This is a genomic window from Microbacterium sp. Soil_C_42, assembly GCF_057656735.1.
In genome coordinates, this window is sequence record NZ_JBDGJU010000002.1 from 1 (window position 1) to 20,737 (window position 20,737).

Annotated in this window: 22 protein-coding genes and 1 pseudogene; 10 read left to right on the top strand and 13 right to left on the bottom strand. The window is 68.3% G+C overall.

The features are described 5' to 3' along the window. Together AC3A46_RS01595 and AC3A46_RS01600 are read left to right on the top strand one after the other, a co-directional pair. Positions 1–162: pseudogene (locus AC3A46_RS01595) on the top strand (IS256 family transposase); the annotation flags it as partial. Positions 163–338: 176 nt separating this feature from the next. Then, positions 339–818: a class I SAM-dependent methyltransferase gene (locus tag AC3A46_RS01600; protein ID WP_487663499.1), complete on the top strand. Its 480-nt coding sequence runs from the start codon at positions 339–341 to the stop codon at positions 816–818. Positions 819–1,016: 198 nt separating this feature from the next. On the opposite strand, the gene AC3A46_RS01605 is transcribed toward AC3A46_RS01600, so the two are convergent. Beyond that, a complete protein-coding gene (locus AC3A46_RS01605; protein ID WP_487663500.1) occupies positions 1,017–1,997 on the bottom strand; it encodes a DMT family transporter in 981 nt (326 codons plus the stop codon). 31 nt (positions 1,998–2,028) lie between these two features. Here AC3A46_RS01605 and AC3A46_RS01610 point away from each other — a divergent pair, with 31 nt between their 5' ends. Together AC3A46_RS01610 and AC3A46_RS01615 are read left to right on the top strand one after the other, a co-directional pair. Further along, positions 2,029–2,586 (top strand): helix-turn-helix domain-containing protein, encoded by a 558-nt coding sequence (locus tag AC3A46_RS01610; protein ID WP_487663501.1) that lies wholly within the window; start codon positions 2,029–2,031, stop codon positions 2,584–2,586. A gap of 30 nt (positions 2,587–2,616) precedes the next feature. Further along, positions 2,617–2,955, top strand: a complete 339-nt coding sequence (locus AC3A46_RS01615; protein ID WP_487663502.1) for a VOC family protein — start codon at positions 2,617–2,619, stop codon at positions 2,953–2,955. Between the two features lie 317 nt (positions 2,956–3,272). Here the strand turns inward: AC3A46_RS01615 and AC3A46_RS01620 are convergent, their stop codons facing one another. From AC3A46_RS01620 to AC3A46_RS01630, 3 genes are all read right to left on the bottom strand, one after another. Then, positions 3,273–4,133, bottom strand: coding sequence for an NAD-dependent epimerase/dehydratase family protein (locus AC3A46_RS01620; RefSeq protein ID WP_487663503.1), 861 nt, complete (start codon positions 4,131–4,133; stop codon positions 3,273–3,275). A 123-nt stretch (positions 4,134–4,256) separates the two neighbouring features. Next, positions 4,257–4,682, bottom strand: coding sequence for a hypothetical protein (locus AC3A46_RS01625; RefSeq protein ID WP_487663504.1), 426 nt, complete (start codon positions 4,680–4,682; stop codon positions 4,257–4,259). 484 nt (positions 4,683–5,166) lie between these two features. Next, entirely contained in the window at positions 5,167–5,445 is a 279-nt protein-coding gene (locus AC3A46_RS01630) for a hypothetical protein (protein WP_487663505.1), read from the bottom strand. A 543-nt stretch (positions 5,446–5,988) separates the two neighbouring features. On the opposite strand from AC3A46_RS01630, the gene AC3A46_RS01635 reads away from it, so the two are divergent. Continuing rightward, positions 5,989–6,294: an NIPSNAP family protein gene (locus AC3A46_RS01635; protein WP_487663506.1), complete on the top strand. Its 306-nt coding sequence runs from the start codon at positions 5,989–5,991 to the stop codon at positions 6,292–6,294. Positions 6,295–6,396: 102 nt separating this feature from the next. On the opposite strand, the gene AC3A46_RS01640 is transcribed toward AC3A46_RS01635, so the two are convergent. The 4 genes from AC3A46_RS01640 to AC3A46_RS01655 all read right to left on the bottom strand — a co-directional run bounded on the left by AC3A46_RS01640 (position 6,397) and on the right by AC3A46_RS01655 (position 11,284). Continuing rightward, positions 6,397–8,079 carry a glycoside hydrolase family 13 protein gene (locus tag AC3A46_RS01640; RefSeq protein WP_487663697.1) on the bottom strand — a complete coding sequence of 561 codons (1,683 nt, stop codon included), beginning with the start codon at positions 8,077–8,079 and terminating at the stop codon, positions 6,397–6,399. Between the two features lie 64 nt (positions 8,080–8,143). Then, positions 8,144–8,965, bottom strand: coding sequence for a carbohydrate ABC transporter permease (locus tag AC3A46_RS01645; RefSeq protein ID WP_487663698.1), 822 nt, complete (start codon positions 8,963–8,965; stop codon positions 8,144–8,146). A gap of 95 nt (positions 8,966–9,060) precedes the next feature. Then, positions 9,061–9,993 carry a carbohydrate ABC transporter permease gene (locus AC3A46_RS01650; protein WP_487663507.1) on the bottom strand — a complete coding sequence of 311 codons (933 nt, stop codon included), beginning with the start codon at positions 9,991–9,993 and terminating at the stop codon, positions 9,061–9,063. Between the two features lie 22 nt (positions 9,994–10,015). Further along, complete coding sequence (locus tag AC3A46_RS01655; protein ID WP_487663508.1) at positions 10,016–11,284, bottom strand: ABC transporter substrate-binding protein; 1,269 nt, start codon at positions 11,282–11,284, stop codon at positions 10,016–10,018. A 117-nt stretch (positions 11,285–11,401) separates the two neighbouring features. Between AC3A46_RS01655 and AC3A46_RS01660 the strand changes: the two genes are divergently transcribed. Continuing rightward, the gene (locus AC3A46_RS01660; protein WP_487663509.1) at positions 11,402–12,616 is read left to right on the top strand and encodes an ROK family protein; all 1,215 of its coding nucleotides are present in this window, start codon (positions 11,402–11,404) and stop codon (positions 12,614–12,616) included. Positions 12,617–12,678: 62 nt separating this feature from the next. Here AC3A46_RS01660 and AC3A46_RS01665 read toward each other — a convergent pair whose 3' ends face one another. After that, positions 12,679–14,025 carry a vanadium-dependent haloperoxidase gene (locus AC3A46_RS01665; RefSeq protein ID WP_487663510.1) on the bottom strand — a complete coding sequence of 449 codons (1,347 nt, stop codon included), beginning with the start codon at positions 14,023–14,025 and terminating at the stop codon, positions 12,679–12,681. A 117-nt stretch (positions 14,026–14,142) separates the two neighbouring features. Then, positions 14,143–14,460, bottom strand: a complete 318-nt coding sequence (locus tag AC3A46_RS01670; protein ID WP_487663511.1) for a hypothetical protein — start codon at positions 14,458–14,460, stop codon at positions 14,143–14,145. A gap of 452 nt (positions 14,461–14,912) precedes the next feature. Here AC3A46_RS01670 and AC3A46_RS01675 point away from each other — a divergent pair, with 452 nt between their 5' ends. After that, positions 14,913–16,577 carry an ABC-F family ATP-binding cassette domain-containing protein gene (locus AC3A46_RS01675; RefSeq protein ID WP_487663512.1) on the top strand — a complete coding sequence of 555 codons (1,665 nt, stop codon included), beginning with the start codon at positions 14,913–14,915 and terminating at the stop codon, positions 16,575–16,577. A 10-nt stretch (positions 16,578–16,587) separates the two neighbouring features. On the opposite strand, the gene AC3A46_RS01680 is transcribed toward AC3A46_RS01675, so the two are convergent. Continuing rightward, complete coding sequence (locus AC3A46_RS01680; RefSeq protein WP_487663513.1) at positions 16,588–16,938, bottom strand: LysR family transcriptional regulator; 351 nt, start codon at positions 16,936–16,938, stop codon at positions 16,588–16,590. A gap of 101 nt (positions 16,939–17,039) precedes the next feature. On the opposite strand from AC3A46_RS01680, the gene AC3A46_RS01685 reads away from it, so the two are divergent. Beyond that, positions 17,040–17,447 (top strand): VOC family protein, encoded by a 408-nt coding sequence (locus tag AC3A46_RS01685; protein WP_487663514.1) that lies wholly within the window; start codon positions 17,040–17,042, stop codon positions 17,445–17,447. Positions 17,448–17,545: 98 nt separating this feature from the next. Next, a complete protein-coding gene (locus tag AC3A46_RS01690; protein WP_487663515.1) occupies positions 17,546–18,523 on the top strand; it encodes a zinc-binding dehydrogenase in 978 nt (325 codons plus the stop codon). 37 nt (positions 18,524–18,560) lie between these two features. On the opposite strand, the gene AC3A46_RS01695 is transcribed toward AC3A46_RS01690, so the two are convergent. Together AC3A46_RS01695 and AC3A46_RS01700 are read right to left on the bottom strand one after the other, a co-directional pair. Beyond that, positions 18,561–18,791, bottom strand: coding sequence for a putative acetyltransferase (locus tag AC3A46_RS01695; protein WP_487663516.1), 231 nt, complete (start codon positions 18,789–18,791; stop codon positions 18,561–18,563). Next, positions 18,785–20,266, bottom strand: a complete 1,482-nt coding sequence (locus tag AC3A46_RS01700) for an SDR family NAD(P)-dependent oxidoreductase (RefSeq protein WP_487663517.1) — start codon at positions 20,264–20,266, stop codon at positions 18,785–18,787. Before AC3A46_RS01700 ends, AC3A46_RS01695 begins: the two co-directional genes overlap by 7 nt. Positions 20,267–20,315: 49 nt before the next feature. Here AC3A46_RS01700 and AC3A46_RS01705 point away from each other — a divergent pair, with 49 nt between their 5' ends. Next, on the top strand, positions 20,316–20,729 hold the full coding sequence (locus AC3A46_RS01705) for an NUDIX hydrolase (RefSeq protein WP_487663518.1): 414 nt from the start codon (positions 20,316–20,318) through the stop codon (positions 20,727–20,729). Positions 20,730–20,737: the final 8 nt, after the last annotated feature.

A 20,737-nucleotide genomic window follows, 5' to 3' on the forward strand; every position in this document is an offset into this window, starting at 1 on the left:
TTCCCCAACCCGGCCGCGCTGCTGCGCCTGGCCGGGCACGTCCTGATCGAGCAGCATGACGAATGGGACGGCGCCGACCGCCGCTACTTCAGCGAGCACTCCATGGCCCTGCTCCTCGCCGACAGCGAGGAGGTGAGCATCCCGGAACTGACCGCGGCATAATCAAACAAGCTGACCCGCACGGTGTCGAGAAACTCCACCAACAAGCGGGACGTCACCCTGCGCGGCTGACGCTCACGGCATATGAGCGCTACGCAGCGCAATACATCGATCGCACCTCGACAGCTCGGTCACCACTCGTCGACAACCTCCTCGCACTCGTTGCACCGAACGCCCAGGTGCTCGAGCTCGGCAGTGGACCGGGTCGGGACGCCGCGGCGCTCGAAGAAGCGGGTCTGCTCGTCGACCGAACCGACGGTGCTCATGCGTTTGTCGAGGCGCTGGTGGCTGCTGGTCACCGCGCCCGAATCCTCGACCTCCATGAGGAGGACTTCGGGGGCCCGTACGATGCGGTCCTCGCGAACGCTGTGCTTCTTCACGTGGGGCGTGACCGGTTGCGGAGCGTGCTCACTGTGGCGAGGCGCGCCACCAGGCGCGGAGGGGTCCTGGCTGCCTCGTTCAAGAAGGGCGACGGGGAGGAATGGTCCCATCGGAAACTCGATGCTCCCCGGCACTTCACCTATTGGCGGGAGAACGCGCTGGACACGATCGTGCGCGCCGCCGGCTGGCGCCCCCTGAGGGTGTCCGAGTCCACCCGATCAGCGTCCTCTGAGCGGTGGATCACCGTCATCGCACGCAATGGCGTGCGCCGCGAATAGACGCTCGACCGGCCTGCCCACTCCGCGGCTCAGCGGACAGCGCGCTTCCGACTGACGGCCGGGCGGGTGGAGTGATTGTGGAGAGTTGCCCAGGCGAGGAGGGTCTCGATCTGTGAAATGTCGCCGCCCGCAGTGAGCTTCATCTTGGTGTGGCCGGCTTGCGTCCGCAACTCGACCTGACGCGCGATTCCCTGTCGGTCAGCGGGCGGCCGGGGCGGACTGGTGCGCGTCTGCTGCCTCGGTGAAGGAGGTGACGCCCTTGTGCGGCGTAGCGTCGGCGGGGTTCTGGTCATCCGCGGGGCGCGGAGGACGCAGTTCGCTGACGAGTGAGCCGATGACGATGAGTGCGGCGCCGAGGATGGCGATAGGTGGGAGGCGGTCGCCCGCGATGCGGCCGATGATGCCGGCCCAGACTGGTTCGCCTGCGTAGATGATGGTCGCCCGGGTAGGGCTGACCGAGCGTTGCGCCCAGTTCATCGTGAGTTGAATGAGGCAGCTCGCGGCGCCCAGGGCGAGCGCGGACGCCAGCCACACCCAGGAGAACGCGGGCGCTTGCTCGCCGACGATGGGCATGGTCAGGAACGCCAGGATTCCGGCGACGAGGAGTTGGATGACGGTGACGCGTCCGACGTTCACGCGTTTGGCGAACAGCCCGATGAGGACGATCTCTGCGGCGATGGGAACGGTGCTGAGGAGAGTCAGAATCTCGCCCGTGCTCCAGCGGAGGCCGACGCTGCCGGGGTCGGTGAGGAGGATCAGGCCGATGAATGCCAACGCGATGCCGACCAGCGCCATCCGGGTCGGAGCCTTACGGAACACCAGCCATTGCAGCACCGGCACGAGGGGGACGTAAAGGGCCGTGAGGAACGCGGATGTGCTGCTGTCGATCGTCTGCAGGCCCACGGTCTGCAGGCCGTAGCCGAGATAGATCGTGACGCCGATCGCCGACCCTGCGGCGAGCTCCTTCCAGCGCAGGCCGCGCAGAACGCGGTGAAAGACGATGGCGCTGAGCAGGCCGGCGGTGAGGAAGCGGATGCCGACGAAGAACCACGGTCCGGTGTGCTCGAGAGTCAGGTGAACGACGAGGAACGTCGCTCCCCAGACGATCGTGATGCCGATGAGAGCCAGCTCGGCACGACCCCACCGGATCCGACCCAAGACATCGCGAATGTGCAGCATGTTGCACATCGTATAGTGCAGAATTGTGCACATGCAACTCGATGGGTCCCGAGGTGAAGTACTGGCGCATGTGGGCGCGAACGTGCGGCGGTTCCGGGTCGCCGCCGACATGAGTCAGGCTGCCCTCGCGATGGAGTCCGGTGTGAGCAGGCGTACCATCATCAATCTGGAGGCCGGTGAGGCGAACGTCAGCTTGTCGGCGCTGGACCACATCGCGGCTGCGCTGGGGGTGACATTCGTCGATCTCGTCGCCGCGCCATCGGTGCCACGCGACGCGATCCGTGAAGTGGCGTGGCGGGGCGACTCCACAGACAGCGTCGGCACCCTGCTCGGATCCGCGCACGCCACCAGGGAGGCGCAGTTGTGGACATGGACGCTCGGGATTGGAGAGCGATACGACGCCAACGCGGATCCGGCCGGCTGGCAGGAGATGATCCTCGTCACCGAAGGGGCGTTGCGCGTCGAGCGCGAAGATGGCGTCGCCCACCTGACAGCCGGGCGGCACGTCGTGTACTCGAGCGCGCAGAGGTACTCATACGTCAATGACGGCGCGGCGCCGGTCCGGTTCGTGCGCGTCGTCGTGAGCTGACGCGCCGCCTACGGGGCGTACCATCGCACCATGGTGGACCTGTTCGCTGGATTCCCCGTATCCGACTACGACCGTTCGCTCGAGTGGTACCGGCAGGTGTTCGGAAGCGATCCGAGCTTTCACCCGAACGACCGCGAGGCTGTGTGGGAGGTAGGCGAGCACTGCTACGTCTACTTCGAAGTTCTCCCCGACCAGGCGGGCGGATCCCTCAGCATGGTGATGGTCGACGACATCGACGTGCGGGTTGCCGATATTGCCGCGCGGGGACTCCAGCCGCTCCGAATCGAGCCGTACGACGCGGGCATGCGCAAAGTCGTGTATCGAGACCCCGACGGAAACGAACTGTCGTTCGGCGGGACCAGCGGGTAGGTTCCGAACGCTCGCCGTGCCTCTTCTCGCGCTTCTGCCCGAGCTGTCAGCATCGCGGCCGAGACCAACGTCGCGATTCCGATGCCGTGCTGGGCGCCGTCCCGACGATCGTGAGGCCGATTCCGCACGACAGCGCGACGGATGACCATCGGTCCCACGGTCAGAGCGCCGACGGCTCCGATAACCAGGTGGATCGTGCACAGGATGATGCGGGGCGGCCCGGCAGCGACCCGACCGGCCCGGGCGCATCTCGCAGTAGCCGGTCGATGACTGCCTGTCGTTCAACCTCGGCGGGGCCAGGGATTCGTGCTGGGGCATCAGCCATGTCGCCACGAGCGCGTCGCATGCCAGCCGAGAACGGTGGCTGCGCGCGAGGTGTCGAACCCGCCTTTGTGGTCTGGGAAGTCCCCGTGGCGAGTCGCGCCCGGGAGGTGGCGGGACAGCAAGTCGCTCGTCGGAGTTTCTGAGAGCGTGTCGTCGCTGGTGATCACGACCGCTTCGTATCCGCGGTGCTCGGGTCGAGGCTGCAGCGCGAGCACGCATGCTCGAGCGGCGTCCTCGAGGTGGATCCAGCCCCACAGGCTCGCGGCGCCGTCAGCGTCAGTGCGGGTACGGGCGACATGCTCGGCCTCGCCGGAAGTGAGGATCCAGTGCGGCCTCAGCGCCGTGACCGTCATTCCGCGTCGCGCGTACATCTCGCCCATGCGCTCAGTGAAGTCCTTCGTCAGCGCGTACGGGTCGACAAAGGCGAGCGGCGTCGACTCGTTCACCGGAACGGACGAGAAGAGGAGCGGCTCAGGCGAGAATGACGTGCCGTAGATGGCGCCGCTCGAAATCAGCACGGCGGTGCGGATGCCCGCCTCCCACGCCTGCTCCAGTGCGTTGAAACAGGCCATCGTGTTGTTGCGGACGAGTTCGCTGGGCTCGGTGTGTTCCGGGGATGGGATCGCGGCGCAGTGGATGATCGCGGTCGCGCCCTGCATCGAACGCGCCACCTCGTCCGCGTCGACCAGATCCACGGAGGATGGTCCTTGCAGGTCGGCCTCCAGAACGCGGACGCCGGCCGTGTGCAACTGGCGGCAGACCTCGCGCCCGAGCTTGCCCTGCGAACCACTCACCCATACCACCGGGGCTTCGGGCGCGGCGGCCGTCGATGATTGCGGAGTGGATCGCCTCATGCGTCGACCTTAGGGCGCGACGGCTCATTTGGCCGTCGTTCGACGGACTTCCGCCCCGCTGCTACTCGACGACGACATCGGCGAACGCGGCGACCGCGCTGCGCAGGACCGGACCGGCAATGCTCAGGGGTTCGGTCCCGCGGTGATCGGTCGTGCCGCGTAGACCTGCACTCGCGCAGCGTCGTGCACGAATTGGAGCGAGGTTCCTTCAGGGAACTCGTCACGCAGCTCCTGGGGCAGCAGCGAAGTGATCTGCAACGAAACGGTGGCCGGGAACGCCCCTGCGCCGCAGCCCCCCGCGGCGAAGCCCGCACCGTTCGGAGTAGTGAGCACGGCGAGGCAAGGCCGCGAGGTGCCGTCGCCGTTGCTCTGGTCGTAGGTGACCACGGTCAGTCCGTGAAACCCGTTGTAGCGCTGGCCGTCCTCGGGGCGCGCCCCGAACATCTGGTTCGGCCACTCGGCGTCGGGATCTGCGTGAAGCGTCGCGACTTGTTGAGGTGGGGTTGGCTGCACGAGCAACATCAATCCGGCGCCGAGCACGACACCCACGAAGACGCCTGCGGCAGTCCAGAGCACGGAGATGCGCCTGCGCCACCAGGCCGGCGACTCCACAGCAGAGGCGCGCCCGCTCGGGGCGTCGCCACCCGACGCCGCCGATGTGTGCCTGTCGTCTGCGGGGGGCGATGCTCCAGCCGTCGTCCGCTGCGCGCCTGATTCAGCGGTTGGCGTTCGGATCGAAGGATCGGCGACCGCGCCGGTGGCGCGTGCTTCGAGTTCGCGGAGCCGAGCCAGCGCGGCTGCGTCCTCGAGGATGTCGGCGTGCGGTCCGTACGCTCGGGTGCGAAGGGCACGGAGTTCCTCGACGTGAGGATCGTCTGGCGTTGACATCAGAGCCATCCTGCCGCTACCACGCCGGGCGTGGCGCTTATCCTAGGAGGCCGTTCGTCAAGGGCAGGGCGTCGCCGGCGACCGCGCAGACCATGACCGGCCGCTCACTCGCAGCAAGGTCGGCGAACGCGCGCATGCCGGTCCCTCACCGGCTGATCGGGCGGCGACGGCCGAGGAGAAATCCCGCGACCGCGCCAAGACCCACGAGACCTGCGACACAGGTGGCGGCTCCCGCCGCGGTGAGCGGAGTCAGCACCACAAGCGAGCCTGGAAAGAAGGTCGCGCCAGCGATCGGCTGATAGGCGAACCAGCCGAATGACGCGGTGCCTGTTGGGCTCGCCGCAATGAACAGCATCACGCCGCCGAGCACGAGCAAACCTGAAATGATCGCGGCGGTGACGAGTCCGACCGAGATTCGACGCATGACGCCACGATACAGACCAGGAAGGACACGAAGACGCGTCCGTTGTTGCGATTGACCTTCTCGCTGTAGAACACATGCCACCCGACGGCTTCCTCGACGCGGCAGTAGGTCCAGTCACCTCCCAGGTGCGCGCGGTACTCTGGGCAGGATAGGCGAACTTCTCATTCGTCTCGCCCCGGCTGTGTGGTAACAGTCGGGGCTTCTTCTTTGTGTGGATGGCTCGATTCATCCGCGCGAGCCTCGAGTCCTGTCCCGCCAGACGTCCTTCTTCGCGGAAGGTCCGTGCGCCCTGGGTGAAGACGTCGTCTCAAGGTGTGAACGCGTTGTCCCTCAGGCGGCCAGGATGCGCGGGCGGACGAGAGCGGACCCGTCGGCGCGGTTGCCGGCCGGCCACAGGTCGCTGGTCCGGATGACGCTGCGCCCGCGCTGTTCTGCCAAGTTCCCGAACTTTCTCCGCCACTCTTCGCACGCGGGGCCGTGATCGATGCCGTGCCGCGTTCTCGTCGAGGAGACTCCTGATACGCCTGATCGAAAAGGAACTCGATGATCACCGTTCATCTTCGCTACGAGATCGACCCCGACAAGCTCGACGACTTCACCGAGTACGGCCGTGCGTGGATCCGACTCGTCAACCGGCTCGGGGGCACCCACCACGGCTACTTCATGCCCAGCGAGGGTGACAGCGACGAGGCGTTCGCGCTGTTCACCTTTCCGTCGCTGGCCGAGTACGAGCTCTACCGGAACGCCTCGAAGACAGATCCGGAGTGTCAGGAGGCGTTCGAGCTCGCGCGCACCACTGAGTGCATCCGCCGCTACGAGCGTCGGTTCCTCGCACCGGTGTTCTCCTAGCCGTCGCTGAACACGGCGCCGTCGACCATTCGTGACGAGAAGACGCGGATGCCGCGGCTCTCGCCTGCCGCGGCATCCGCTGCCCTGCGCCGGGAGGGGGGATCAGGCCCCAGAGATCCAGACGGTCGCCTCGCCCGGGAGCTGGCGACCCTCGGCGTGGTGGCTCGAGAGTGACACCGCGCCTCCGTCGGGCAGCTCGTACGGTGTCTCGCCGAAGTTGGTGAAGATCGTCCACCCGTTCGGACGGCGGAAAGCCAGCACGTCCTCGCGGCCGGTGTCGATCCACTCCAGTGATTCGCCGGTCTGCAGCAGCCGGCGCAGCGCGAGGGCTTGGCGGTAGAGCGCGAGCGTCGACCGCGGGTCGTCCTCCTCTGCCGACACCGCGAAGTCCGCGAACCACTCCGGTTGCGGCAGGTGGGCGCCGCCGTCGCCGAAACCGAGAGAGGACCCCGAAGCCGACCACGGCAGCGGAACGCGGCATCCGTCGCGTCCGATGTCCTCGCCCGGGCTGCGGAAGAAGGTCGGGTCCTGGCGCTGCGAGTCGGGGATCTCGGCCACTTCGTGCAGGCCCAGCTCTTCGCCCTGGTAGACGTATGCCGAACCGGGCAGACCCAGCACGAAGAGCGTCGCGGCGCGAGCGCGGCGCAGTCCGCGCTCGGTGTCGAGCACCGGCGACGCACCGCCCGACAGCAGCCACTCGTTGCCGTGCTTGCGTGTGGGGCGTCCCTTGTCATCGCGCTCGGCGTCGGGCAGTCCATATCGCGTGGCATGACGCACCACGTCGTGGTTCGACAGCACCCACGTCGTCGACGAGCCCGACTTCTCGGCGAGTGCGAGGTTGTCCCCGACGATCCGGCGGAACTGCGCGGCGTCGAAGTCGGCCTCGAGCAGGTCGAAGTTGAAGGCCTGGCCCAGGCTCTCGGCGCGCGCATACAGCGGGATGCGGGAAGGCTCGACCCACGCCTCGGCCACGGCGGTGCGCGGCGGGTCGTAGGAGTCGAACACCTCGCGCCACTCCGCGTACACCTCGTGCACGTCGTCGCGGTCGATCATCGGGTGGTTGCCGTCGCGCGGCATCGCGTCGAGCTCTGCCTGCGAGGGGAGGGGATCGACGAAATCCTTCGTCAGCATGTGCGCCACGTCGATGCGGAAGCCGTCCACACCCCGGTCCGACCAGAAACGGAGCGTCTTGACGAAGTCGGCCCGCACCTCGGGGTTCGACCAGTCGAGATCAGGCTGCTCGACCGCGAAGTTGTGGAAGTACCACTGCCCGTCGGCCACGCGCTCCCAGGCCGAGCCGCCGAACACCGACACCCAGTCAGCGGGTGGCTCGGAGCCATCCGGTCCGGATCCGTCGCGGAAGATGTACCGTGCACGAGCAGCCGAGCCGCGGCCGGCCGCGAGTGCCTCCTGGAACCATTCGTGCTGATCCGACGTGTGGTTCGGCACGATGTCGACGACCACCTTGATGTCCGCGCCGTGCAGTGCTGCGAGCATCTCATCGAAGTCGTCGAGCGTGCCCAGGCGAGGGTCGACGTCGCGGTAGTCGGCGACGTCGTAGCCGCCGTCGGCCAGGGCCGAGGGGTAGAACGGGCTCAGCCAGACCGCGTCGATCCCCAGCGTTTTCAGGTAGGGCACGCGCGAGGTGACGCCTCGGATGTCGCCGATGCCGTCGCCGTCGGCATCCGCGAAGCTCCGCGGATACACCTGGTAGACGACCGCCTGACGCCACCAATCGGGGGTCGTGAGGTCATTCAGCTTTGCGGTCAGCGGTGCGGAGTGCACAGTCGTCACGGGGACGCGTTTCCTTTCGAGATGATTCTTCGGTGCGAGAGTGGATGCCGCGGCCTCAGCCCTTGACGGCTCCCTGGGTCACGCCTTCCATGACCCATCGCTGGGTGAACAGGTAGACGAGGATCGCGGGCGCCATCGCCATGAGGTACGAGGCGAACGACACGTTGTAGTTGTTGCTGAACTGGGTCTGGAAGATGTTCTGGACGACCGGAAGCGTCTGCGATGCCGGGTCCGAGATGATGAGCGACGGCATCATGAAGTCATTCCACGATGCCAGGAATGCGAAGATCCCGACAGTGGCGCTCATGGGAGCCAGCAGCGGGAAGATCAACCGCCAGAACGTCTGCCACGTCGTGGCGCCGTCGATGCGGGCGGCCTCTTCGAGCTCTCCAGGGATCGACCGCAGGAACGCCGTGAACAGCAGGATGCTGAAGCTCAGCTGGAACATGATGTGCAGGATGGTCACGCCCACGGGATTGTCGAGTCCGGCGAGTCCCGTCAATTGGATCTGGGGGAGCGCCACCACGGGGAACGGCAGGAACATCGCCGCCAGCAGGTAGTAGAACGAGTAGCGGAAGAGTTTGCGGTCCCAGTTGTGCGAGATGGCGAAGGACGCGAGCGCGGCCAGGATGATGGTGCCGGCGACGGTGAACGCCGTCACGAGGAGTGAGATGGTGAACGCCCGTGGGAAGTCGGTCAGCTCCCAGGCGGCGACGAACCCTTCGATGCTCCACGGTGCCGGAAGCGAGAACGCGTTGCCGTCGACGGCCTGACCCTGCGTCTTGAACGCCATCGAAATGGTGACGTACAGCGGGATGAGAACGGTGACGGCGCACAGGATCAGCACGATCGTGCCTGGCCAGTTCACGCGCTCCATCGCGAAGCGCGAGCGGGCGGGCTTACGGACGGCGTCGCCGTCGAGCACGCGTTCGGCGTTGACGTCCTCGACGGCGAGGGCTGCTTGCGTGGTCATCAGAACACGTTCCTTCCGCGAGTGAGACGGAGTTGGAGGAGGGAGAGGATCAGAGCGATGACGAAGAAGATCGTCGCGTTGGCCATCTGATAGGCGTAGTCGCCGCCCGAGAAGCCGGTGAAGATCGTCATCGCGATGCTGCGGGTGGCAGTGCCGGGGCCGCCGTTGGTGAGGCCGACGATGATGTCGTAGGCGTTGAGGAAGTTCTTGAAGCCGAGGATGACGTTGATCACGACGTACCCGGCGACCAGCGGCAGCGTGATCCGCAGGAGCTGCTGCGTCTTGCCGGCGCCGTCGATGTCGGCCGCCTCGTACACGTCGCCGGGGATCGAGAGTAGCCCCGCGATGTAGATGAGGAGCGTGCCGGGGATCGCCTGCCACGCCGTGACGATCACGATCGCGATCCACGCGAGATCCGGATTCGCGAGGATGCTCTCGCTGAGCCACGGGAGGCCCCACGCCTGCCCGAGCGCGGGCACGGAGTTGGAGAACAGGAAGTTGAAGACGTACGCGATGATGATGCCCGAGATCACCATCGGGATCACGAAGATCGCCCGCAGCCCGGCCTTCAGCCGCACGCGGGAGACCAGCCCGACCGCGAGCAGGAACGCCAGCACGTTCACGACGATGACGGTGACGGCAGCGAAGCCGAAAGTGAACAGATAGCTCTGCAGGATCGCCGGGTCGCTGAACACGGCCACGTAGTTGATGAGCCCGACGAACTCCCAGTCGCCGAACCCTATCGAATCGGTGAAGCTGAAGAAGATGCCGATGACCGCCGGGATCGTGATCGCGAGAGTGAACAGGACGAGGACGGGGAGAAGGAAGAGGTAGTACACCCCTTCCACGCGTCGGTGCGTGCGCGGCATCGTCGCCGAGCCGGAGCGCCTGCCCGTCTTGGGCACCGTGAGGGTGGCCGTGTTGGTTGCCATGAGTGCGTTCCCTTCGTGTCTGCTATTGGCGCAGTGCCAGCCGAGCCCAGTCGGCGTCGAGGATGCGCAGTGTGCTCTCGACGTCGGACCCGGTCACGATGCCCTGCATGTAGTTGTCGGTGGGGATGGTCAGCGGGATCGCCTTCGAGGCGCCCTGGTAGAACTTCGCGGAGTCGTAGTACTCCTTCATGCCGAGGATGCGCTCGTCGGTGACCGGCGCGGAGTCGGTGGTGGTGCCGTAACCGAGGAATGCCGCGTTGTACTCGTCCATCACGTCCTTGCGGAACAGGTAGCTCAGGAAGTCGCGCGCACCCTCTTTCTGATCGGAAGCCTCGGGAATCCACGCGGCGAGGTCGATGTTCACTCGCACCTTGTTGTCATCGGGGTCGTCGGTCATCGGCAGCGGGAAGGTGCCGAGGTCGAGGTCGGGGTTCGTCTTGTCGATCTCGCCGAACGCCCACGGCCCCTGGAGGTACATCGCCGCCTCGCCCTTCGCGAAGGCGAGGTTGCCGTCGCCGTAGCCCCGGCTCGCAGCATCCGCGTTCGTGTACTCGCTCGTGAGCTGCGTCATCCGCTCGACGGGTTCGGCGAGGGTCTTCTCGAACGACACCGGCGAGTCCGGGCCGACCTCGGTGCCGAGCTCGTTCATCTCGTCGTAGAACGAGGCGACGTCCACCTGGCCGCCGACGGCGTAGTCGAACCATCCCTGGCCGACGGTCCACGGGTCCTTGAAGGTGGCGTAGAACGGCGTGATGCCGGCCGCCTTCAGCGCGTCGCAGACCTCGACGAGCTCATCCCACGTCGTGGGGACCTCGAGACCATGCTCCTCGAAGATCTGCTTGTTGTAGATGACGGACGCTGCCATCACCGAGTACGGGAGCACGCTCGTGCGCCCGGGGTAGGTGGCGTACTGGTCGACGAGATCCTGCACCTCGGGGAGGATGCGGTCGGCCTCGGGCATGTCGCTCAGGTCGCTGAGGGCGCCGCGCTCCATGAAGCGCGCCATCTCCATGTTGTAGTTCAGCAGACCGAGGTCCGGCGGGTTGCCGCGAAGGAAGCCCGCCTGCAGGTTCGAAGACGTGTCGAAGACGACCTCGACCTCGTCCTGGCTCGCGTTGTACTCCGTGATGAGATCGCGGAAGTAGGGGATCGCCTCGGGCTTGCTGAGATGGAACCTCACCTCGGCCGGCCCGGTCGATGCGCCGGAGCACGCGACCAGGCAGGTGCCGAGGATCGCGATGACGGCGCCCGCCGCGCTCGCGCGGCGGAGGAAGACGGATGCTGCAGGCACGTCGTTGTCCTTTTTCCGTGGGTTGGGGAACTTGTTGGTTCGATTAGTAGATTTACTCATCGAATCAAGTAGGTATGGACCATAATGCTGAGGAACGCGTGAAAGGTCAAGACCTCGATGTCACAAACGCTGCTCACCCCGACGGCACTGCGTCGCGCGAGCCTGGACGCTGTCCTGGGCTTCGCCTGGGACGCGGACGCGCTGACAGCCTCGGAGGTGATCGAACACGTGGGGCTCACGCGGTCGACCGCGATCGACGTCGTCGATGAACTCGTCGAGCGCGGCCTGCTCGCCGAGCTGCCGAACGCCCGTGCGGTGGGCGAGTACCAGAAGGGGCGACCGGCTCGGCGGTTCGCCTTCCGCGCGGACACCGGATTCGTGGTCGGGCTGGACGCCGGTCGCGCCCACCTCACGGCGACCGTCGCGGATCTGCGGGGCGCGACGCGGGCGGTGCGCCATCTGACAGCCGATGCGTCCCACGATTCGCCCGAAGATCGGCGTCGCGACGCCGCGCGTGTGGTCGATGATGCGCTGGCAGCGGCCGGGATCACGCGGGCCGACGTTGTTGCGCTATGCGTCGGTGTTCCGGCGCCCGTGGACCGCAACGGGTCGTCGCCTCCTCACCGCGACGATTTCTGGCGTCGGATGAACCCGTCGTTCGGCGACCTCTTCGGCGAATGGGCGCCGATCGTGCGGGTCGAGAACGACGCGTCGCTGGCGGCGGTGGCGGAGCGGGCCGTCGGCGCGGCCGTCGGCTACGACGACTTCGTGACGCTTCTCGCAGGAGAGCGCCTCGGCGCCGGGGTGTGGGTAGACGGAACGCCGCTCCGCGGTGCGCATGGCGGCGCCGCGGAGATGGTCGCCTTCGACCACGTCGCGGGCGTCGAAGGGGCGTGGGGGCTCGGCTACCGGGCGGCCGAGCTGGCGCGTCGCGCGCTGGCGAAGGGATCGCTGCCATCGTCGAGTGCGCTGCGGGGACTGGACTCCGCCCAGATCGACGCCAAGACCGTGCTCACGCTCGCATCGGAAGGCGACGCGGGCGCGGTGGTCGTCGCGCGGCAGGTGGGAGAAACCCTCGCCGTCATCGCCGGCGTGCTGGGGAGCCTCTTCGATTCCCGACGGATCATCGTGTCGGGCGCCGTCGCCGCCGGTGCGGGGCCGGTGATCGACGCGGCGCTCGACGCCCTGCCGCAGGAGCTGGACCTGCCCGCACCCGAGATCGTCGCGTCCGACCTGGGCGCCGACATCGTGTCGGTCGGAGCCGTGCGCGCCGCCGTCGAGGCGGCGCGCACGGGTGCGCTGGATCTGCCCCGCTTCGCGCCGGCCGGCTGACGCGCCAGAAGTCCCTGAGTCGATCGACGACGGTGCAGACCCGTCACCCTACGCGCGGGGATTCAGTGACCCACCGCCTGGAAATAGTGGGCCGCCGCGTACTGCGCCACATTCACTCCCAGGCGCTGGCCCTCGATGTCCCCGTGGCGGAAGTGCAGACCGGCCCAGATGCGGGCGTCGATCAACTCGGACAGCGGCTGCGAGAACGTCTGGAACGTGCGCTCCTTCGGTTCGCCGGCCGCGAGCAGCGTGGAGGTGCTCGTCATCTTGAACCCACCAGGGATGACGTCGCCGAAGTGCATGCGCAGGACGGCGGCGTGCGCGCCGTCGAGGCAGTTGTGCCCGGACGGGTGCTCGGGGTAGGGCGCGGTGATCAGTGCGGCCCACCCGGTCTCGGGCGTCGTGCCGTCGTTGCCGTCCTCGCCGGCGCGCGGGATCGCGTTCCACGGCCGCCAGAAGTCGTACTCGTACTTGTCGCTCCAGCAGGTGATCGCGGCGTCTGCACCGCTGAGATTCTGCAGTGCCAGCAGCCTCGCTGCGTCGGCGGCGCCGAGATCGCCCTGCGAGATGAGCTGGCGGGCGACCTCGTTCCACGCGAGGATCGGGGCCCACTGCCACCACTTCGCGGCGTAGGTCTGGTCGGCCGTGCGCGTAGACCCGGTCGCTCTGCCGAGCGTCTGCACGGCGTTGACCTCCGCCGCGTATTCGGGACTGTCGAGCGCGAGTGGCGGCGCCGATTGGAACTGCTTCGCGCTCTCCACGAGGAACGGTTCGACGCCGCCCACCCAAGGCGTCGGGTCGAGGATCTCCTGGCCGGCAGCGTTGAGCAGCGGGGACCAGTGCCCGGCGCGTGGGTCGCGAACCCATTGCGACGGTCCGAATCGTCCGTCGTCCTGCCGCGCCTGGAGCATCGCAGCGGCCGCGGCATGGCCCGCCGCGACGCCCTGCCTCTTGAACGCGTCGTCGACGATCGCGTCGAGCGACGTCGCGTACTGGGTGTCCAGGCTCGCGAGGAGCCCGGCCCTGCCGGGGAACGGTGCGATCGCAGGCGCCGTGGACACGAGGTTCGTGAGCACCTCGTAGGCGGCCGTCGCCACGGCCGCCTCGACCGACGCCTTGGCGCCGAAGCGCTGCGTGAGCAGGTAGGGCTGGTACTGCTTGGGTCCGATCGCGATGACCGCGTCGTACACGGCGCCCTGCGTCATGCCCATGTTCACCTGATACGCGGGCGGCGCGCCGCCGTTCGGCCCGGGGACGGCGGCGAGCGTGTTCGCCGCCACCTCGTTCCACTGGAGGACGGCCGTGGCGTCCGCCGCTGTCGGCGGTGCGGCCGAGGCTCCGGCGGCTCCGAGTGAGACCGACGCGATGAGTGCGGCCGCAACGATGGCGATGGATCGACGAGTGTTCATGACCAACCTCACAAGCGGGGATCTGAGGCACAGGCTCGGGTAGCCTGCCTCACTGTCCCACCGCATCGCGCCTGCGTCGATTGGGCATAGGCCTTAGGGAGAAACGGCGCTCTCCTCCTACGCCGGGCACGCCGGTCCGCGTGGGTAGCCGCCTCCCTGGTCGGGACACACGCCGACGGTGAGCAGGTACGACTCGAGGAGATTTCGACTGCCACCGGCCACGGCGACCATCGGGTTCTCCGAGAGCCACACGGCATAGACCACCGGCGAGGTGAAGCGTCCGCCCGACAGGAACGCGGCGGTGCCCTCCCTGAAGGGCACGAGCAGCGCCGGGTGGCAGTCCCAGCGCTCGATGCAGAGGCGCTCGGCGCGATCGGCGATGTCCGAGCAGGGCGACAGCCCGGCCGCTTCGCAGTACTGCGTCGCCCATGCCACCAGGCGATGCGACCCGGCGCCGGGCCGGAGGCCGAAGCCGATCGGGTCGATCGTGACGAGGGCCGAGCCGGTGGGATGGGACCGAGACGGTGTCGCCTTCTCGGTGGGCGGAGGCGCCGAGACTGCGCGCAGGGGAAGCGGCTCGGGTGGATTCGCCGGAGACGGCGCGCTGCAGCCTGCCAGAAGCAGTACCGCCCCCAGCAACACGACCCATCGACCCCAGGCGCGCACGGGCATCTCCACTTGTTCGTGACGCTAGACCCGTCGCCCCGTGCGCACAAGATGATCGATACCGCTCCGGTACCGCATCGCGAACAGCATCTGTCCTGATCGCGCGCGATGAGGACAGCGAGGGAAACAGGATCGGGCTCAACGCCCGGCGTGAGCCGGAGGGCAGCGTCGCGGGCATCCGCCGGGTCAGCGCAGCGTACAGGCGCTGAGAGGATGGGCTGATGACCGCAACACTCGTGGCGCGCGGCGTGGCCGGCGGATACGGCCACCGCACACTGTTCGACTCCCTCGACCTGACCGTCGCGCCCGGCGATGTCGTCGGCGTGGTCGGCGCCAATGGAGCCGGCAAGTCGACGCTGCTGCGCCTGCTCGCCGGCATCGACGAGCCGCAGGCGGGCACCATCTCGCTCTCGCCCGCCGACGCCTTCGTCGGCTGGCTTCCGCAGGAGCACGAACGCGTCGAGGGCGAGACCGTCGCCGAGTACATCGCTCGTCGAACGGGGTGTACACAGGCGACGAGGGACATGGATGCTGCGGCCGCCGCGCTCGGCGACCCCGGGCTCGCTCCGCACGGCGTCGATCCCGCCGACATGTACTCGAGCGCACTCGACCGCTGGCTGTCCAGTGGTGCCGCCGACCTCGAGGAGCGGCTGCCGGCCGTTCTCGCCGATCTGGGGCTCGATCTCGGTGGTACGCCTCCGGATCAGGCGACGATGACCGGGCTGTCGGGCGGGCAGGCCGCTCGCGTCGGGCTCGCGGCGCTGCTGCTCTCGAGATTCGACATCGCGCTGCTCGACGAGCCCACCAACGACCTGGACCTCGACGGGCTCGAGCGGCTCGAGGCCTTCGTACGCGGCATCCGTGGCGGTGTCGTGCTGGTCAGTCACGACCGTGAGTTCCTGGCTCGCTGCGTGACGCGCGTGCTCGAGCTCGACCTGGCACAGCATTCGAACCGCGTGTACGGCGGTGGTTACGATGCGTATCTCGAGGAGCGCGCGACGCTTCGTCGGCATGCGCGGGAGAAGTACGACGAGTTCGCCGAGAAGAAGGCCGATTTGGTGGCACGGGCGCGCACGCAGCGTGAGTGGTCGAGCCAGGGCGTGCGGAACGCGATGAAGAAGTCGCCCGACAACGACAAGATCCGACGCAAGGCGAATACGGAGTCCAGCGAGAAGCAGGCACAGAAGGTGCGGCAGATGGAGAGTCGCATCGCGCGCCTGGAGGAGGTCGAGGAGCCGCGCAAGGAGTGGCAGCTCGAGTTCACCATCGGCACGGCAGCACGGTCGAGCACCGTCGTCTCCACGTTGAGCTCGGCGGTCTTCGAGCAGGGCTCGTTCACACTCGGACCCGTGTCGCTGCAGGTGAATGCGGGGGAGCGGATCGGCATCACGGGGCACAACGGTGCGGGCAAGTCGACCCTCCTGCGGGCTCTGCTCGGCCGGCAGGCGCCGAATGCGGGCACGGCGAGCGCCGGCGCGAACCTCCAGATCGGCGAGATCGACCAGGCGCGGTCGCTGTTGGTGGGGTCGCAGCCGCTCGCGGCGGCATTCGGCGAGCTCGTGCCGGACATGGAGTCCGGCGAGGTGCGGACCCTGCTCGCCAAGTTCGGTCTGAAAGCAGATCACGTCGGCCGACCGGTCGACGAGCTCTCGCCGGGTGAGCGCACGAGGGCCGCGCTGGCGCTTCTGCAGGCTCGCGGCGTCAACGTGCTGGTGCTCGACGAGCCGACCAACCACCTCGATCTGCCCGCGATCGAGCAGCTCGAGCAGGCGCTCGACTCCTACCGGGGGACGCTGCTGCTGGTGACGCACGATCGGCGGATGCTCGACGCCGTGCAGCTCGACCGCCACTGGCGCGTCGAGGGCGGGCGCGTCACCGAGCTGTAGTCACGGCCCGTCAGCGCCCCTGGCGCTTCTTGTACGGCTTCGGCTGGCCTTTCACGATGGGCGCACGGCCCTTGCCCTTGGAGGCCTTCGCCTTGCCGCCCCCGGGAGCCTTCGGTGCGGTGGCGGGAGCCGGGGCTTGCGCGATCCGAGTCCTGGCCTCTTCCAGCAGGAGCGCGCCCGCCGGGGTCAGTGACCAGCTCGGCTTGCTGCGAGTGAAGAGCGGATGCCCGACCTCTGCTTCGAGCTTGTCGATCGTCGAGTAGAGCGACGCCAACGGGACCCCGAGCGCATCGGCGGCGCGCGGGACGTGCAGCTCCTCGTCGACGACGGCGACGAACCGCTGCAGCTCACTGATCTTCACTGGCGACCTTCCGTGCATCGAGGGACAGGTCAAGTCTGCCCCAGCGAGAGCGGTGGCGCGTCGCTCGGAGCGGACGCGCCGGCATCGAGGAGACTGGCCGGATGCCCCTCCTTGATCACCTCGGCATCACCGTGGAAGACCTTCCCCGCGCGGTCGCTCAGTTCGATCCCGTGCTCACGGCGCTCGGCATGGAGCGCAGCGACGGCGACAACGGGGTCGCCTGGTACGTCGAAGGCGAGACAGAACTGATCCTCTTCTCCGCGCGGGAGCCGGGGACCGGCCCCCATGTCCACGGCTCGGTCGGCTGGCAGCATCTCGCGTTCGCCGTGGACTCCCGCGACGACGTCGATCGGCTCCACGCCGTCGCGCTCGCCGCCGGATGGAGCGCGGTGCGCGATCCGAAGCCGTACCCGCGCTTCAGCGAGCGCTACTACGCGTCCTTCGTCGAGGACGGCAACGGCATCCGCATCGAGTTCATGCACAACCCGCCGAAAGCTCAGGGCTCCTGATCCCGCAGTGCTGAGCTTGGGAATGCGAGCGGCAGGGATGCGGGTTTACCTTCGGGGGCCGCGCACCCGCGGCCGGAGATCTACCAAGGAGCACCACCGTGCGCGCACTCATCCACTCTGCTTTCGGCGATCCGACCGAGGTTCTGGAGGTCGCGGAGCGACCTCTGCCTGAGCCGGGTCCTGGGCAGGTGCGGGTGAGGACGGTCCTCTCGCCGATCCACAACCACGACCTCTGGACGATCCGCGGCACGTACGGCTACAAGCCCGAGCTGCCCGCCGCTTCGGGGACCGAGGCGGTCGGAGTCGTGGACGCGCTCGGCGACGGGGTCGATTCCCTGAAGGTGGGGCAGCGCGTCGCCACCGGCGGAACATTCGGCGTGTGGAGCGAGTTCTTCGTCGCGAAGGCAGCCGGACTCGTCCCCGTACCTGATGCGGTGAGCGACGAGACGGCTGCGCAGCTGATCTCGATGCCGTTCAGTGCGCTGAGCCTGCTCGACTTCCTGGACGTGCAACCGGGCGACTGGATCGTGCAGAACACGGCCAACGGCGCCGTCGGCAAGCTGGTCGCTCAGTTCGCCGCGGCGCGCGGCGTTCATGTTCTCGGGCTGGTGCGCCGCGATGCGGGGGTCGCCGAACTGGCCGGGCTCGGCATCGGTGACGTCGTGTCGACGGCGTCGGACGACTGGCGGGAACGGGCCGCGGAGATCCTCGGCGAGAACGCTCCGCGCGCGGCGGTGGACTCGGTCGGAGGCGAGGCCGCGGGCGACCTGCTTTCGCTGCTCGGCGAGGGCGGCACCCTCGTGTCGTTCGGATCGATGGGTTCGAGCACACTGCAGCTGTCGGCGGGTGACCTCATCTTCAAGCAGGCGACGGTCAAGGGCTTCTGGGGCAGCAAGGTGAGTCAGACGATGGATGCCGCCACCCGCGGTGCGCTGTTCGCCGAGCTGGTGCAGCGTATCGGCTCGGGTGAGGTGTCGCTGGCGGTCGACGAGGTGTTCCCGTTCGACCAGGCGCGCGCGGCAGCGGCCGCGAGTGCCGTGCCCGGCCGCGCAGGCAAGGTGCTGCTGCGGTTCTGAGCTGGGTTCGCGACGGGGCGAGGTCTTTCCCCGCGGGTCAGAGCTCGTCGGCCGCCCGTCGCCGCGGCGCGCGGCGCGCGGGCGGCGGCGGGACTTCCTTCGCGGCGATGATCGCGCCGCGCGGGATGCGTTCGATGCCGCGCTTGCCGTCGACGACGACGCATTCGGCATCCGCGCTCAGCAGCTCGCCGAGGGCGTCCGTCGCCTGGCCCGTCGGCAGGATGTAGCGCACGACCACCCGGTGACCCGGCTCGGGCAGGTTCACCATTGGCCGGGTGCGTAGTCCTTGAGGAACACACCGAACAGGTCTTCGCCCGCCTCGCCGCGCACGATCGGATCGTAGACGCGGGCGGCGCCGTCGACGAGATCGAGCGGTGCGTGGAAGCCCTCCTCGGCGAGCCGCACCTTCGTCGGGTGCGGGCGCTCGTCGGTGATCCACCCGGTGTCGACGCTGGTCATGAGGATGCGGTCGGTCTCGAACAGCTCCCGGGCGCTCGTGCGCGTCAGCATGTTCACCGCTGCCTTGGCCATGTTGGTGTGCGGATGCCCCGGCCCCTTGTAGCCGCGATTGAAGACGCCCTCCATCGCACTGACGTTGACGACGTAGGTGCGGCGTGCCGGGCTGGCGGCCAGTGACGCGCGCAGCTTCGACACGAGCAGGAACGGCGCGGTCGTGTTCGCGAGCTGCACTTCGAGCATCTCGAGGGGGTCGACCTCCTCGACGCTCTGCACCCAGGAGTTGGTGTGGTCGAGGTCGGGGATCAGCCCGCCGGCGTCGATGGCGGTGCCGGCGGCGAGACGTTCGAGCGAACTGGAACCCGCGGCCATGGCCTGCTCCGTCAGCTCGTCGGCGCGCGCGGCCGCCGCGGCGAGGATCGGGTGCGCCGTCACAGAGCGCTCGAGCGCCTGCGGGTGGCGGTCGTTCGTGTGGCCGAACGTGACGAGCTCCGGCAGCGGGCCATCGGGCAGCGGCGCGAGCTCGGCGTCCACGAGCGGCTGGTACGCGCCCGGCGAGCGGCGCACGGTCTGGGTCGCGTTGTTGATGAGGATGTCGAGGGGACCGGCGGCCGCGACATCCTCCGCCAGACCGATCACCTGGGCAGGATCGCGCAGGTCGATGCCGACCACCTTCAAGCGGTCGATCCATTCGGGCGAGTCGGGAAGACTGCTGAAGCGGCGCACGGCATCGCGCGGGAAGCGCGTTGTGATCGTCGTGTGTGCGCCGTCGCGCAGGAGGCGCAGAGCGATGTACATGCCGATCTTCGCGCGGCCGCCGGTGAGCAGCGCGCGCTTGCCGGTGAGGTCGGTGCGCGCGTTGCGCTTCGCGTGGCTCATGGCCGCGCACGTGGGGCAGAGCTGGTGGTAGAACGCGTCGACCACCGTGTACGGCTGCTTGCAGATGTAGCAGGCGCGGGGCTTGAGGAGGGTGCCGGCACTGGCCGCCATGGTGGACGAGCTGATCGGGATGCCGCGGGTCTCGTCGTCGATCCGGTCGGGCGCTCCGGTGGCCGTGGCGGCGACCACCGCGCGATCGGCGGAGGCGATCGCCTCGCGGATCTCGCGGCGCCGCACCTTCTTCACGGCCTTGAACATCGCGGCGGTGGCACGGCGGACGGCCACGTAGTCGGGGTGCGACTCGTCGACGCCCGGCATGATCGCGAGCACCCGGAGGGTGGTCGCCAGATCTTCCGGGTCGATGCCGCTCGGCGGCAGGTCGGAGGGGTCGGGGGAATCGGGAAGCACACGTGATTCTACGCCGGGCCGGTTCGGCGGTTGCTGTTAGCGTGCCTTCGTGAGCACCTCGAACCCGGCATCGACGTCGACGCGCAGCATCCATGTGTCGGCCGCGGTCATCCTGAACGACCACGACGAGCTTCTGCTCGTGCGCAAGGCCGGCACGACGGCGTTCATGCAGCCGGGCGGCAAGCCCGAGGCGGGGGAGACGCCGGCCGAGACGCTGAGCCGCGAGCTGTTCGAGGAGCTGGGGCTCTCGGTGGATCCGGGTGCGCTGCAGCCGCTCGGCCTGTACACGGCGGCAGCGGCCAACGAACCGGGCTTCCTGGTCGTGGCGGACGTGTTCGTCGCCGACATCGGTGACCAGGTGCCCGTGACCGATGCCGAGATCGAGGAGCTGCGGTGGGTCTCGCGCGCTGATGCACGGGAGCTGGAGGTCGCGCCGCTCGCGCGGGACAACTTCCTGCCCTGACCCGCCGC